Below are 15020 nucleotides of genomic sequence, written 5' to 3' on the forward strand. Positions count from 1 at the left end.
CATGCAAAATAATAATGTTCAGCAGCGCCGCCATGACGCCACCCCTCGCGGGGTCGGCGTAATGTGTGATTTCCTGGTCAGCAAAGCAGAAAATGCGACCATCACCGATACCGATGGCCGTGACTATATCGACTTTGCTGCGGGGATCGCCGTAGTGAATACCGGCCACCGTCACCCAAAAGTGATCTCTGCCGTAAAACAGCAGCTGGACTGCTTCACCCATACCGCTTTCCAGGTGATCCCTTATGAAAATTACCTTTCCCTGGCCGAGCGCCTGAACAAGCTGGTGCCAATTGAAGGCAAAGTGAAAACCACATTTTTCACCACCGGAGCTGAAGCGGTCGAAAATGCGGTGAAAATAGCTCGCGCTGCTACCAGCCGTCCGGGCGTGATTACCTTCACCGGATCGTTCCATGGCCGCACCATGATGACCATGGCGCTGACCGGCAAAGTCGCCCCCTACAAGACTGGCTTCGGCCCCTTCCCCGGCTCAGTGTTCCATGCCCGCTATCCCAATGCTCTTCACGGCGTCAGCACCGAAGACTCGCTGAAAAGCCTGGAAGATATTTTCCACTGCGATATCGCCCCGCAGCAGGTCGCAGCCATCATCTTCGAGCCGGTACAGGGCGAAGGCGGTTTTAACGTCGCGCCTCCTGAATTCGTTAACGCGCTGCGTCAGCTCTGCGATCGGCACGGTATTCTGCTGGTGGCCGATGAAATCCAGACCGGTTTTGCCCGTACCGGCAAAGTGTTTGCCAGCGAATACTACCCGGATGCAAAACCCGACCTGATCACCATGGCAAAAAGCCTTGGCGGCGGCTTCCCTATCTCTGGCGTCTCTGGCCGTGCAGAGCTGATGGATGCCCCGGCACCAGGCGGGCTGGGCGGAACCTACGCCGGTAACCCGATTGCTGTAGCCGCCGCTCATGCCGTGCTCGACGTTATTGATGAAGAGCAACTGTGCAAACGTGCCAACACGCTGGGCGCTGACCTCAGCGAAACGCTTAACAGTACAGGCAACCCGGCCATCGCCCAGGTTCGCGGCCGTGGCTCGATGATCGCTGCGGAGTTTAAAGATCCGGCGACCGGCGCACCTTCCGGTGAAATTGCCCGCAGCATTCAGAAACGCGCCATGGAACAAGGCCTGATCCTGCTGACCTGCGGCGTCCACGGTAACGTTATTCGTTTCCTCTATCCGTTAACCATTCCGGATGCGCAGTTCAAACACTCCCTGACTATCCTGACGAATATCCTTAAAGGATAAGTTTATTAAGCAACACTCCCCGGAAAAGAGACTCTCTTCCGGGGATTTTTTAGCTGAAATCAGGCAGATAAATTCCCCACCTTCCGACCCTTCAGCTATTCACCACGCAGCCCGACATCCAGCTTATCGAACTGCGGCGGTGGCTGGCGAAAACGACGGGTCAGCCACGCCAGATAAACAATGCCAATCGCCGCCCAGGAGAGCCCCATCGTCAGCGACGTTGCCTCCAGATTGAACCACAGCACGGCGACCGTGGCCGCACCCAGCAGCGGCATCACCAGATAGTTCAGTTTTTCCCGCCAGGACTTATTCAGCCCTTCACGACGGTAGAAGTGGTTAATCACTGAGAGATTCACAAACGTGAAAGCAACCAGCGCACCAAAATTAATCAGTGCCGTTGCCTTCACCAGGTCAAAGTAGAGGGCAGACAGCGCCACGAAGCCGACCATAATCACGTTCAGTGCCGGTGTCCGCCATTTAGGGTGGACGTAACCGAAAACCTTTTCCGGAAACACGTTATCTCGCCCCATCACGTACAGCAGGCGTGAGACGCTGGCATGAGAAGCCAGCCCGGAAGCCAGGGTATTGATAAAAGTGGTGCAAAGAAAAATCGACTGGAACAGCTTGCCGCCAACATACAGTGCAATTTCCGGCAGCGCCGCATCGGGATTTTTAAACCGGCTGATATCCGGAAAAAACAGCTGCATAAAGAAGGAGGCGCAAATAAAGATCACTCCACCATACAACGCCGTAAGAAAGATTGCCCTTGGGATAGTTTTTGCAGCATCGGGAGTTTCTTCCGACAACGTGGTCACCGCATCAAAACCCAGGAACGAGAAACAGACGATGGTGGCGCCGGTGATGATCGGGATCAGGTGAGCATTCTGGCTGACAAACGGCTGCAGCGACCAGACGGTCCCCAGCCCTTCGCCCTTATGCAGGCCGTGGATCACCAGATAAATAAACACCACGATGATGGAGATCTGGATCAACACAAACAGGGTATTAAAGTTCGCCACCAGACTGACGCTTTTCAGGTTAGCCGCGGTCATCACCGCCACAAAACCGACCACCCAGACCCACGGAGGGACCTCAGGGAACAGCACCGACAGATAGATCTTCGCCAGCAGGACGTTGATCATCGGCAGGAACAGGTAGTCCAGCAGCGACGACCACCCCACCAGAAAACCCACATGAGGATTTATCGCCTTTTGGGCATAAGTATAAGCCGACCCCGCCTGCGGGAATTTGCGCACCAGCTTGCCATAGCTGATAGCGGTAAACAGCACCCCAGCAAGCGCCAGAAGGTAGGAAGCCGGCACGTGACCATGACTGATCCCGGAGACGATGCCGAAGGTATCAAAAACCGTCATCGGCGTGAGATACGCCAGCCCCATAACCACGACCTGCCAGAGTCTGAGCGATTTCTTTAATCCCGGTTTTTCCGTTGTTTCTTCTGTAGCTATTGCCATTAACAGTCCCCTTTCTGCACACCAGGTAAAGGTGTGACAGCCCCGTCGCCGCTGTTTTCTCCTCCAGCGGCTGCCGGGTAATAGCCGGAAAACTCCGGCAGAGAAGGATGCCCCGGCTCCGGCAGGACACGTTGTACTGCATCAGTACTCTGGGATGCGATCAGGCATTCTTCAGCATCCATTCAATCTCGGTGTCGGTAATCAGGCGTTCGAACTGGATCAGTTCATTGTTTTTGCAGGCGTGCCAGACGTGGCTGAACCGCTCGCCCAGATGCTGGCGCAGCGCTTTATGCTGATCAAACTCCCACAGCGCGTCACTCTGACGGATCGGGAATGGCAGACCTTCCTGCTCCAGCCCGTTGCCCTCGACGCCCTGCGGCAGCGGCAGATCGTTATTCAGACCATGCAGAATGCCCGCGAAGATGGTTGCCATCACCAGATAAGGGTTGGCATCAGCGCCCGCAACACGGTACTCCACACGGTGGTTATCGCGATCGCCACAAGGGATACGCAGCGCCACAGTGCGGTTGTTGTGCCCCCAGGAGGCCTGAGTGGGAACATACATACCGGGTTGGAAGCGGCGGTAAGAGTTAACGTTCGGTGCCAGCAGCGCCATTGAGGCAGGCATCAGCTCGATCATTCCGGCCAGCGCACGCTTCAGAATGGTGGAGTCTTCCCCCTGCGGAGTGACCAGTACGTTTTCTCCTTTATCGTTAAGGATGCTGATGTGGATATGCATCCCGCTCCCGGCATACTCTTCATGCGGTTTGGCCATAAAGGTGGCGTGCATGTGGTGCTTCTCCGCCACCAGCCGCACCAGACGTTTTAATGCCAGAGCGTGATCGCAGGCCTGCAGCACATCTTTGGTGTGATGCAGGTTAACTTCAAACTGGCCCGGAGAGGCCTCCGCCACGGCACCATCGGCCGGGATCTTCTGCAAACGCGCCAGATCGTCGATGTCGCTTAGCACGTCGGCAAAGTGGTTCAGGTTATCCACCGAGTAGACCTGGTTCTGCATATTGCGATCCTGAGTGCCTGGCGCACATGGCGGCTGCAGATACCCCTCGGCATCGCGCTGACGGTCAAGTAAATAGAACTCCAGCTCTACCGCTACCACAGGATGCAGTCCATGCCGGGCAAGCTGCTGCCACAGGCGGTTAAGGACATTACGGGGTTCAACGTCAAAGGGAGCGCCATCTTCATCAAGCATGGTCAGCAGAACCTGACCAAGGTATTCCGGATCGGAAGCTGAAGGGGTTAATGTGCCGGGAATCGGGATACAGGTGCGGTCTGGCTCGCCTAACTCCTGGCCCAACCCCGCCTCTTCCACCACGTTGCCCAGAATATCCATCGCGAATACGGAAGCCGGGAAATAACAGCCTTTCTCCAGTTTACGCAGGGCCGAAACCGGGACACGTTTCCCGCGGAAGCAGCCATTAAGATCGGTCAACATCACGTCTATATACTGGGTGGCGGGACAGAGCCTGAGGTACTCTTCCACCTCTCTTATGAAGGCGCTGCCCCGTCTCTCTTCTGCATGCTGCACAAAATCTTCAACTTCTACGATATTGGTTTCCATGATTCACCGCTTTTTGTGGGTTACAAAGTCACGACTACAATGTCAAATATAATGCACACAACAGAAATCTATACGCAAATAAATTGTTTTTCAAATGTTGCATTTGAATTAGAAAAGGGTTATCAAAATACAGAAGACTGAAAATAATGCACGCTTTAGACGAGAAATCGAATATTTGTCAAAAATTTAGTCCAGAATGAGAGGTTGATCATGGTCGATATATTTTACAGGCCAGTTATCGGTGTGGTGATGTGCAGTAACACGGTAAAAGGCCAACATAGCCACACGTTGCAAGATAAGTACCTGAATGCGGTGCTGGAGGCGGGAGGCTTGCCGATTGCGCTGCCCCATGCGCTGGCAGAGCCGCAGCTGCTGGCAGAAACCCTGCCCCTGCTTGATGGTATTTTACTGCCCGGCAGTCCCAGTAATATGCAGCCGCACCTCTATGGTGAAAACGGCGATGAGCCTGATGCCGATCCCGGGCGAGATCTTCTGAGCATGGCGCTGATTGCGCACGTGCTCGAAAGGCGCATCCCCATTTTTGCCATTTGTCGTGGTCTGCAGGAATTAGTGGTGGCGACGGGCGGAACGCTTTATCGCCGGTTATGCGATCATGCTCAGTTTCTTGAGCATCGCGAAGACCCGGACCTGCCCATCGAGCAGCAGTACGCCCCCTCCCATGAAATCAAAATTCAGCCGGGCGGGCTGATTTCACAATTGATTCCCGGGAGTAAAACATTCTGGGTAAACTCGTTGCACGGACAGGGGACCAAAACCCTGGGGCCGATGCTGCGCGTCGAGGCCTGTTCACAGGATGGGCTGGTAGAGGCGGTCAGCGTCCACGACCATCCGTATGCATTGGGTGTACAGTGGCACCCGGAATGGAAAAGTAGCGAATATGCCCTGTCGCGCATATTGCTCGAAGGTTTTATCACAGCATGTCAGAACTATAACGCTGAGAAACAGCGACTCTGACTCACTTGAAAGGAAATGCTTTTATGAATCATGAGGGCCAGCCCGGTAAGCGTTTGTCTGAGATCCGCCAGCAAAGGGGTCTGTCGCAGCGCCGAGTTGCCGAACTGTCTGGATTAACACACAGCGCCATCAGCACCATTGAGCTGGATAAAGTCAGCCCGGCAATCAGTACCCTGCAAAAGCTCCTGAAAGTGTACGGGCTTTCGTTATCTGAATTTTTTGCCGAACCGGAAATCCCGGCTGAGCCGCAGGTAATCATCAATTATGAAGACCTGATTGAAATCGGCAGCCAGGGCGTTTCCATGAAGCTTATCCATAACGGCGGCCCTGACCGCACGCTGGCAATGATGATTGAAACCTATCAGCCGGGTTCGACTACAGGGGAGCGTATCAAGCACCAGGGGGAAGAGATCGGCACGCTGCTGGAAGGGGAAGTGGTTCTGAAGTGTAACGGCCAGAGCTACCACCTGGTTGCGAAGCAGAGTTATGCCATTAATACCGGCATTCCACACAGCTTCAGCAACACCTCCGCTAAAGTCTGCCGCATTATCAGCGCCCATACCCCGACAACGTTCTGATCGCTTAGTGCCACACCGCCGTTCTTAATAATGATTTTTGTCCCGGGACTCTTTCCGGGGCTTTGCTGCAGCCTGATTTTGCTGCGCCCAGGATCAATTCAAGCTGTCTCATTGAAAAAAGAAGGAGTCACTGTGGATTATCACGCTCTGGAATACTGGAAAGAGTCCGCCCGCACTGTACAACCAGAAACACGGTTATTTATTAACGGTGAGTACCGGAACGCCGTCAGCGGAGCAACTTTTGCCGTTGAAAACCCGGCAACCCAGCAGACGCTGGTGCAGGTCGCTCGTGGAGACTGGCAGGATGTCGGTCTGGCGGTTAAAGCGGCGCGGGAGGTGTTTGAACGGGGCGACTGGGCGCAGTCATCGCCGCAGAGACGTCAGGCCGTGCTGAATCGCCTGGCAGATTTAATGGAGCAACATCACGAGGAGCTGGCGCTGCTGGAAACGCTGGATACCGGCAAGCCAATCCGCCACAGCCTGCGTGATGACATTCCTGGCGCGATCAAAGCCGTCCGCTGGTATGCCGGGGCGATTGATAAAGTCTACGGTGAAATTGCCCCCACCAGCAGCGATGCACTGGCGCTGATCGCCCGTGAACCGTTGGGGGTGATTGCTGCCGTAGTGCCGTGGAATTTTCCGCTGATGCTGGCCTGCTGGAAACTGGCTCCGGCGCTGGCGGCCGGTAACAGTGTGATACTTAAACCGTCAGAGAAATCGCCGCTGACCGCCCTCAAAATCGCCGGTCTGGCAAAACAGGCCGGTCTGCCGGATGGCGTGCTGAACGTCATTTGCGGATTCGGCGATGAAGCCGGACAGGCGCTGTCCCGCCACGCAGATGTCGACGTAATGACCTTCACCGGATCGACCCGCACCGCAAAGCAGCTGCTGAAAGATGCCGGTGAGTCGAACATGAAACGGGTCTGGCTGGAGGCCGGAGGCAAAAGCGCTAACATCATTTTTGCCGACTGCCCTGACCTGCAGAAAGCGGCCGCTGCCACCGCTGCCGGTGTGTTCTACAACCAGGGTCAGGTATGCATTGCCGGAACCCGACTGCTGGTTGAGGAGAGCATCGCCGACGAATTTGTGACGTTACTTAAGGCGGAGGCGCAGAAATGGCAGCCGGGTAACCCACTCGATCCGGACACTACACACGGCACGCTGATCGACGCCACCCACGCCGACAACGTGCAGGGCTTTATCCGTGATGGCGAAGTGCGTGGCAACGTGCTGGCTCTGGATGGCCGAACCAACCAGCATCCGGCTAGCGTCGGCCCGACCATTTTCACCGATGTTAATCCGCAGGATCGTCTTTCCCGCGAGGAGATTTTTGGCCCGGTTCTGGTGGTCACCCGCTTCAGCGATGAGTCAGAAGCGCTGGCACTGGCCAATGACAGCGAATACGGCCTGGGTGCTGCAGTATGGACCGACAACCTCTCCCGTGCACACCGCGTCAGCCGGCGCCTGAAAGCAGGCTCGGTGTTCGTCAATAACTACAACAACGGTGATATGACCGTGCCGTTTGGCGGCTTTAAGCAAAGCGGCAACGGGCGGGACAAATCACTGCATGCACTCGAAAAATTCACTGAACTGAAAACCATCTGGATCGCTCTGGAGTCCTGATAATGACAGAACATACGCAAAGTTATTACGCCGCAAGCGCCAACAAATACGCCCCTTTCCCGACGCTGGAAGGGGCACTCTCCTGTGACGTTTGTATTATTGGTGCCGGGTATACCGGCCTCTCCTCGGCCCTGCACCTGGCCGAAAATGGCTATAAGGTGGTGGTACTGGAAGCAGCCCGCGTGGGGTTTGGTGCCAGCGGGCGCAATGGCGGCCAGGTGGTGAACTCTTACAGCCGCGATGTGGACGTGATTGAAAGAACTTACGGCGCGGATGCCGCCCGCATGCTGGGCAGCATGATGTTTGAAGGCGGCGATATTATCCGTGAGCGCATCAAACGCTACGGAATCGACTGCGACTACCGACCGGGCGGCCTGTTTGTGGCACTTAATTCTAAGCAGTTCAGTACGCTGGAGGAGCAGAAACAGAACTGGGAGCGCTACGGCAATGACCAGCTTGAGCTGCTGGATGCCCGGCAGATCCGCAAGGAAGTCGACAGCGACCGTTACGTCGGTGCGCTGCTGGATAAGCGCGGCGGTCACCTTCACCCGCTGAATCTTGCCATTGGCGAAGCAAAGGCAGTGGAGCTGAACGGCGGCCAAATCTTCGAGCAATCGCCGGTTATTGAGATTAAACATGGCAACCCGGCGATCGTGAAAACGGCCACAGGACAGGTTGAAGCACGCTATGTAATTGTCGCGGGCAATGCCTACCTGGGCAACAAGCTGGAACCGGCACTGTCGAAACGCAGCATGCCCTGCGGTACCCAGGTACTGACCACTGAACCGCTCAGCCCGGAGCTTGCGGCCTCATTGCTGCCTTCGGATTACTGCGTTGAGGACTGCAACTACCTGCTGGACTACTTTCGCCTGACCGCCGATCATCGTCTGCTGTACGGCGGCGGCGTGGTCTATGGCGCACGCGATCCGGATGATATTGAGCGGCTGCTGATGCCGAAGCTGCTGAAAACCTTCCCGCAACTTAAAGGCGTGAAAATCGGCTATCGATGGACGGGCAACTTCCTGCTGACGCTATCGAGGATGCCGCAGTTCGGCCGGCTGGAAAACAACATTTACTACATGCAGGGCGACAGCGGCCATGGCGTGACCTGTACCCATCTGGCAGGCCGCTTGATTTCAGAAGTGTTGCGGGGAGATGCAGAACGGTTTGATGCCTTCGCGACCCTGCCGCACTACCCGTTCCCGGGGGGCCGCAACATGCGTATCCCGCTGACGGCAATGGGCGCTGCCTATTACAGCCTGCGCGATCGTCTGGGAGTTTAACCACGCAGATGTCTGAAGCGCGGAAAATGAGACTTTCCCCACAAACAACGCTGAAACCTGAAGCGCGGCGAACACAGGCCGGGAATAAAGCGTCCCGCACCATGGACGGTGCGGAACGAGCTGCCAGGGACGGCGCCTTTTGCGTCTTTATAAGCGGCCTGTGTTCCCTGCGCATGCGCTGTTTTTATCAACATCAGCATCGCGCGGGCACACAAGCCCCCCATAAGCCTGGTTTTAAACGATACCCTGGCTACGCAGATAATCTTCGTAGTTGCCGGTAAAGTCGTTCAGCTTGCCAGGCGTCATCTCAATCACGCGAGTCGCCAGCGAGCTGACGAATTCACGGTCGTGAGAAACGAAAATCAGCGTACCTTCGTACATCTCCAGCGCCATGTTCAGCGCCTCGATGGACTCCATATCCAGGTGGTTGGTCGGCTCATCCATAATCAGCACGTTCGGTTTTTCCATCATCAGCTTGCCGAACAGCATGCGCCCTTTCTCACCACCGGACAGCACTTTGGCTGGCTTCCTGATGTCGTCCTGACTGAACAGCAGACGTCCCAGAATGCTGCGCACCGCCTGCTCGTCATCATTTTCCTGCTTCCACTGGCTCATCCAGTCAAAGACGGTCAGATCGTTGGCAAAGTCATGCGCGTGATCCTGAGCATAGTAACCAATACGGGCGTTCTCAGACCATTTCACCGTGCCGTTATCCGGCTGCAAATCGGCCACCAGCGTTTTCAGAAAGGTGGTTTTACCGATCCCGTTCGGGCCAAGGATTGCCAGCTTTTCGCCTACTTCCAGCAGCAGATTAACGTTCTTAAACAGCGGCCCCTGGTCGAAGCCCTTAGTCACGGACTCCAGCTCAAGCGCGTTACGGAACAGCTTCTTGTCCTGTTCAAAACGAATAAACGGGTTCTGACGGCTTGACGCTTTAACCTCTTCCAGCTTGATTTTATCAATCTGTTTGGCGCGGGAAGTCGCCTGGCGGGATTTAGAGGCGTTAGCACTGAAACGGCTGACAAAAGACTGCAGTTCGTTGATTTGCGCCTTTTTCTTGGCGTTATCAGACAGCAGACGCTCACGGGCCTGAGTGGCCGCAGTCATATACTCGTCGTAGTTGCCCGGATAAACGCGCAGTTCGCCGTAATCCAGATCCGCCATGTGGGTGCAGACCATGTTCAGAAAGTGACGGTCGTGCGAAATGATGATCATGGTGCTGTTACGCTCGTTCAGCACCTGCTCCAGCCAGCGAATGGTATCGATGTCCAGGTTGTTCGTCGGTTCATCGAGCAGCAGAATTTCCGGATTAGAGAACAGCGCCTGCGCCAGCAGCACACGCAGCTTCCAGCCTGGTGCCACTTCGCTCATCGGGCCGTAATGCTGCTCCAGCGGGATGCCCACGCCCAACAGCAGCTCGCCCGCACGCGCTTCTGCGGTGTAGCCGTCCATTTCACCGTATTTCACTTCGAGATCGGCGACTTTATAGCCGTCTTCTTCGCTCATTTCCGACAGCGCATAGATGCGGTCGCGCTCTTCTTTCACTTCCCACAGCTCGCCGTGGCCCATGATCACCGTATCCAGCACGGTGAACTGCTCGAAGGCAAACTGATCCTGGCGCAATTTACCAATGCGCTCGTTAGGATCGATCGACACGTTCCCGCCTGACGGGACCAGGTCGCCGCCCAGAATTTTCATAAAGGTGGACTTGCCGCTACCGTTGGCACCGATCAGGCCATAGCGGTTACCGCCGCCAAATTTGACAGAGATGTTTTCGAACAGCGGCTTACTGCCAAACTGCATGGTGACGTTGCTGGAAACTAGCACAGGATTGCCTTTCGTTTGCGATGTGAGAATGTGAACCAGCGCGCATTATGCCAAAAAAAAGGGACGGCGAATACACTGCCCCCCCGTTGAGAGCACGGGTTTTACTCAGGGGTCTCTGCGGGACCAAAGACTGAGTACTCCGGAAGCTTAACGTCCTGATAAAGCTCCCAGCCGCCGCCCAGCGCTTTATACAACGCCACCAGGTCAAGACTGCTCTGCACTTTTGCCGAAGCGGCCTGCTGCACGGCCTGAGCCAGCTGGCGCTGTGCATCCAGCGCATCAATAAATGATGACAGACCTTTGGAATAGCTGTCATTCGCCAGGTTGAATGCGTTTTGCAGCGCATCAACCGTCTCGTTCAGGCCATCCACCTGCTGCTGATCGGTGCGGTAGCTGACCAGCGCATTCTCCACGTCCTGCAGAGCGGTCAACACTGTCTGGCGGTAACCCAGCGCTGCGCTGGCCTGCTCTGCCCTGGCCAGTTTGACGCTGGAAACCAGCTGCCCCCCCTGGAAGAGAGGAATCGAGATTGACGGTCCGAAGCTGTAGAAATGGCTGCTCCAGTTGTCCAGATAACTGATATCGGTGTTACGCATGCCAAACTGGCCGGTCAGCGAGATGTCCGGGAACAGTTGAGCAACGGAGACGCCAATATTCGCTGTAGCTTCATGGAGCTTCGCTTCGGCCTGGCGCACATCCGGACGACGACGCGCCAGCGTGGATGGCAGACCGACCGGCACCTCTTTCGGTAACGCAGGCAACGGCTTAGTGGCCATCAGTTCACCATCCAGCGCGCCTGGAGGTTTGCCAGTCAGCACCGCCAGGCCATTCATCGCCTGATGGATCTGGGACTGATACTGCGGCAGCTGAGCGCGCAGGGAATTAAGCTGGGCGCGGGCATTTTCGACGTCCATCTGCGGAGCCAGGCCGTTACGCTGCTGGCTCTGCGTCAGCTCCAGCGTCTGCTGCGCAACATCAATCTGGGTTTGCAGCGTCTGGCTGATCGACTGCGCGCCGCGCAACTGCAGATAGGTCCGCGCCACTTCCGCTTCCAGCGAGACCAGCGCATCGTTGCGGCTTTCCAGCGACTCCTGCTGCCGGGCATCGGCGGCTTCAACCTGACGGCGCACCTTGCCCCACAGATCCAGCTCCCAGGAAGCATCAAAACTGCCCTGATACAGGGCGACCGGCCTGGTTAACCCGCTGAGTGCAGACTTCAGATCCGGATCGGTTTGATCGATCTGATCGTAAACACCGTTAGACTCCAGCTCGCCTTTCACCCCCAACTGCTGACGCTGGGCGGAGAGCTTGCCGTTCACTGAAGGGAACCAAGCCCCGCGCGCCTGATTCAGCTGCTGACGCGAACCGGCAATACGCAGAACCGCTTGCTGCAGGCTCAGGTTCCCGGCAATGGCACGTTCAATCAGGCTGTCCAGCTGAGGGTCATTAAACGACTTCCACCAGCCGGGATTAGTCACCGTCGCCTGCGGCCGGGAACCTGCTTCCGACTGAAGTGAGTTAAAGGTCGCCGGGGTGGACGGCTTCGGCGACTGGTAATCAGGGCCGACCGAACAGGCCGACAGCGCCAGGGTGGCGACCAGCAGCACGCTGAATCGCGAACGCGCGGAATAAGGGAAAACGTTCATGTCAGTGTGCTCCTGCACTGCCCTCGCTCTTAATCGGCGCGAGCAGTAAACATAAGGGAATAAGGACCAGGGCAACAATACTGAGGCCCATAAAGACGTCGATATAGGCCAGAATGCGGGCCTGAGCAATCATCTCTTTATACAGCTGGCCGGTGGCGATGGTCACCGGATCGCCCACCGCCGAGGTGAAGTCCCTCACCCCCTGCGCCCAGCGCTCCACCGTCAGGTTGAACGGTTCATTCAGCGGGGTCATGTTGTGCACCATATTCGCACTGCGCACCTGCTCCCGCTCGGTGATCATCGCGGTGGAAAGCGAAATCCCTATCGACCCGGCCACGTTACGGCACATGGTGAACAGCGCCGAGGCATCGGCGTTCAGCCGCTGCGGAATGGTGACGAACGCGATGGTGGTCAGCGGCACAAACAGGAAACCCAGTCCGATAGTTTGTGCGCTGCGCATCAGCACCAGCGTGGTGAAATCGACATTTGGCGTCAGCGTCGCTGAATAAATGAACGACACAAACAGGCAGATGAAGCCAAAGGCGATCAGCCAGCGCGTCTGTACAATCGGCATCAGCTTCAACACCAGCGGGATCGACAGCACAATCAGCACCGCGCCCGGCGACAGCACCAGTCCCGACCAGGTGGCGGTATAACCCAGATCCTGCTGCGCCAGTTGAGGAATAACCACCGAGCTGCCGTAGAGGATCGCCGCCATCCCGGCCATCAAAATGCTGGCGACCCAGAAATTTCGATCCTTAAGCACATGCAGATCGACCACTGGCTTCTTCGCGTACAGCAGCCAGTAAACGGCACCGACCAGCCCAATCACAGTAAGGATGGCAAAGGTGACTATAAAGCTGGAGCTGAACCAGTCATCGTCCTCTCCCCTGTCCAGCATCACCTGCAGACAACCCAGACCCAGGGTGATCAGACTGATGCCAATGTAATCGATCTTGAGTTTACCCTTCGCCCACTTACGCTCCCACGGCGGATCTTCCAACAACTGGTAGATCGCCAGCACGCTGAAAATCCCCACCGGGATATTGATAAAGAACACCCAGCGCCAGCTGTAGTTATCGGTGATCCAGCCACCGAGGGTCGGACCCAGCACCGGTGCCACGATGATGGCAATCGAAGAGAGGCCAAACGCTTTGCCACGATCGGCTGGCTTGAAGTAGTCAAGCAGAACAGACTGCTGCACCGGCTGCAAGCCCCCCCCAAAGAAACCCTGCAAAACCCTGAACAGGATGATTTGCCACAGCTCGGTGGCGATACCGCAGAGGAAAGAGCAGATCGTGAACATCACAATACAAATCAGGAAGAATTGTTTGCGACCAAACAGGCGGCTGAGAAACGCCGAAATGGGCAGAACGATGCCGTTTGCCACCAGATAGGAGGTCAGCACCCAGGTGGATTCGTCATAGCTGGAAGAGAGCGAACCGGCGACGTGCGGCAGCGCCACGTTAACAATGGTGGTGTCCAGGATCTCCATAAACACCGCCAGCGTAACCGTCATGGCGACCAGCCAGGGATTACTGGCCGGTTTCCAGTTCTCGCTGTGACTCATTCAACCGTCACCTTAGGCTCAACCGACAGCCCCAGCGGCAGAGGTTTGTCCGGATCCAGCCCTTTGTCGATAACGATTTTCACCGGGACACGCTGCACAATCTTCACGTAGTTGCCGGTGGCATTCTCGGACGGGAAGGTGGAGAAGCGCGAACCAGACCCCATCTGCACGCTGTCCACATGCCCCTGCAGCTTCAGGTCCGGCCATGCATCAACGGAGATATCCACTTTGTCACCCGGCTTCATCCGGTTCAGCTGCGACTCTTTGAAGTTAGCGGTGATCCACACGTCCGGCGAAACCAGTGAGAACAGCGAGCTGCCTGCCTGCACCAGTGTGCCGACCTGCACATTACGCTTGGTGACAAAGCCATCGTAAGGCGCACGCACTTCGGTATAGGAGAGATTCAGATTGGCAGTATTCAGCTGGGCCTGAGCCTGCTGCACCTGCGACTGACGGGCTTCCACATTGGTTTCCTGTTGTCGAATCTGCAGCTGGATTTGTGAAGCCACTTCAACCTGCGCTTTGGCGCTTTCCAGCTCGGCTTTGGCGCTTCTTAACTGCGCGCTGGCCGCATCGATATTCCGCTGAGAGGTGGCACGGGGATCGACGCCGCGCTGGCGTTTGTAATCTTCCTGGGCGTTGAGCAAGTTGGCTTCCGCTTTCGCCTGCTGGGCCAGAGCCTGATCTTTCTGCGCCGGATACTGAACTTTAGACAGCGCCAGCGAGGCCTGAGCCTGATGCAGCTGAGCGACAGCCAGGCCAAGCTGAGCCTGCGCCTGATCGCGCTGGGCTGTATTGTCACGGGGATCGATCAGCACCAGCAGATCGCCCTTCTTCACGCGCTGGTTATCACGCACCAGAAGTTTGGTGACATAACCTGAAGCTTTCGGCGCGATGGTGACCGCATCCGATTCGGTAAAGGCATCATCGGTGGTTTCGATATTGCGGGTGCTCAACCAGAACCACAGCGCCACAATCAGCGCAATTACCACCACTATCCCGAGGATAATCAGCGGTTTCTTGCCGGGACGCTTGCGTTCAGACTGGTCGTTGTTGTCCTGCTGCTGGGTGTCATCCTGATGACGCTGGTCATCATCTGACGGGGAAGTTGATTGATTAGCCATAGTTCTCATCAGTTTACAGCGGACCCAAACCAGGTCCGCAAGAGTACGCTGCTATAACAATAGAACGTAAACTGACAAA

11 protein-coding genes are annotated in these 15020 nt (G+C 56.3%); 5 read left to right on the forward strand and 6 right to left on the reverse strand.

What is annotated here, in order from left to right; genetic code table 11:
- Position 1: 1 nt before the first annotated feature.
- Positions 2 to 1264, forward strand: coding sequence for a 4-aminobutyrate--2-oxoglutarate transaminase (locus GSQ70_RS14435; protein ID WP_158783183.1), 1263 nt, complete (start codon positions 2 to 4; stop codon positions 1262 to 1264).
- Between the two features lie 95 nt (positions 1265 to 1359).
- On the opposite strand, the gene GSQ70_RS14440 is transcribed toward GSQ70_RS14435, so the two are convergent.
- Both GSQ70_RS14440 and GSQ70_RS14445 read right to left on the reverse strand, forming a co-directional pair.
- Positions 1360 to 2736, reverse strand: a complete 1377-nt coding sequence (locus GSQ70_RS14440; RefSeq protein WP_158783184.1) for an APC family permease — start codon at positions 2734 to 2736, stop codon at positions 1360 to 1362.
- Between the two features lie 160 nt (positions 2737 to 2896).
- The gene (locus tag GSQ70_RS14445; RefSeq protein WP_158783185.1) at positions 2897 to 4315 is read right to left on the reverse strand and encodes a glutamine synthetase family protein; all 1419 of its coding nucleotides are present in this window, start codon (positions 4313 to 4315) and stop codon (positions 2897 to 2899) included.
- A gap of 210 nt (positions 4316 to 4525) precedes the next feature.
- Between GSQ70_RS14445 and puuD the strand changes: the two genes are divergently transcribed.
- The 4 genes from puuD to GSQ70_RS14465 all read left to right on the forward strand — a co-directional run bounded on the left by puuD (position 4526) and on the right by GSQ70_RS14465 (position 8774).
- Positions 4526 to 5290 carry a gamma-glutamyl-gamma-aminobutyrate hydrolase gene (gene puuD / locus GSQ70_RS14450; RefSeq protein WP_158785321.1) on the forward strand — a complete coding sequence of 255 codons (765 nt, stop codon included), beginning with the start codon at positions 4526 to 4528 and terminating at the stop codon, positions 5288 to 5290.
- 23 nt (positions 5291 to 5313) lie between these two features.
- Positions 5314 to 5868 carry an HTH-type transcriptional regulator PuuR gene (gene puuR, locus GSQ70_RS14455; RefSeq protein ID WP_158783186.1) on the forward strand — a complete coding sequence of 185 codons (555 nt, stop codon included), beginning with the start codon at positions 5314 to 5316 and terminating at the stop codon, positions 5866 to 5868.
- A 132-nt stretch (positions 5869 to 6000) separates the two neighbouring features.
- Entirely contained in the window at positions 6001 to 7491 is a 1491-nt protein-coding gene (puuC, locus tag GSQ70_RS14460) for an aldehyde dehydrogenase PuuC (protein ID WP_158783187.1), read from the forward strand.
- Positions 7492 to 7493: 2 nt separating this feature from the next.
- Positions 7494 to 8774, forward strand: coding sequence for an FAD-binding oxidoreductase (locus GSQ70_RS14465; protein WP_158783188.1), 1281 nt, complete (start codon positions 7494 to 7496; stop codon positions 8772 to 8774).
- A gap of 234 nt (positions 8775 to 9008) precedes the next feature.
- On the opposite strand, the gene GSQ70_RS14470 is transcribed toward GSQ70_RS14465, so the two are convergent.
- The 4 genes from GSQ70_RS14470 to GSQ70_RS14485 form a co-directional block, all read right to left on the reverse strand.
- Positions 9009 to 10601 carry an ABC-F family ATPase gene (locus GSQ70_RS14470; RefSeq protein ID WP_158783189.1) on the reverse strand — a complete coding sequence of 531 codons (1593 nt, stop codon included), beginning with the start codon at positions 10599 to 10601 and terminating at the stop codon, positions 9009 to 9011.
- Positions 10602 to 10702: 101 nt separating this feature from the next.
- Positions 10703 to 12247: an efflux transporter outer membrane subunit gene (locus GSQ70_RS14475; protein ID WP_158783190.1), complete on the reverse strand. Its 1545-nt coding sequence runs from the start codon at positions 12245 to 12247 to the stop codon at positions 10703 to 10705.
- Between the two features lies 1 nt (position 12248).
- Positions 12249 to 13817, reverse strand: a complete 1569-nt coding sequence (locus GSQ70_RS14480; RefSeq protein WP_158783191.1) for a DHA2 family efflux MFS transporter permease subunit — start codon at positions 13815 to 13817, stop codon at positions 12249 to 12251.
- On the reverse strand, positions 13814 to 14941 hold the full coding sequence (locus GSQ70_RS14485) for an HlyD family secretion protein (RefSeq protein WP_158783192.1): 1128 nt from the start codon (positions 14939 to 14941) through the stop codon (positions 13814 to 13816). Before GSQ70_RS14485 ends, GSQ70_RS14480 begins: the two co-directional genes overlap by 4 nt.
- Positions 14942 to 15020: the final 79 nt, after the last annotated feature.

It is taken from the genome of Pantoea sp. BAV 3049 (assembly GCF_009765445.1).
Lineage (GTDB): Bacteria > Pseudomonadota > Gammaproteobacteria > Enterobacterales > Enterobacteriaceae > Erwinia.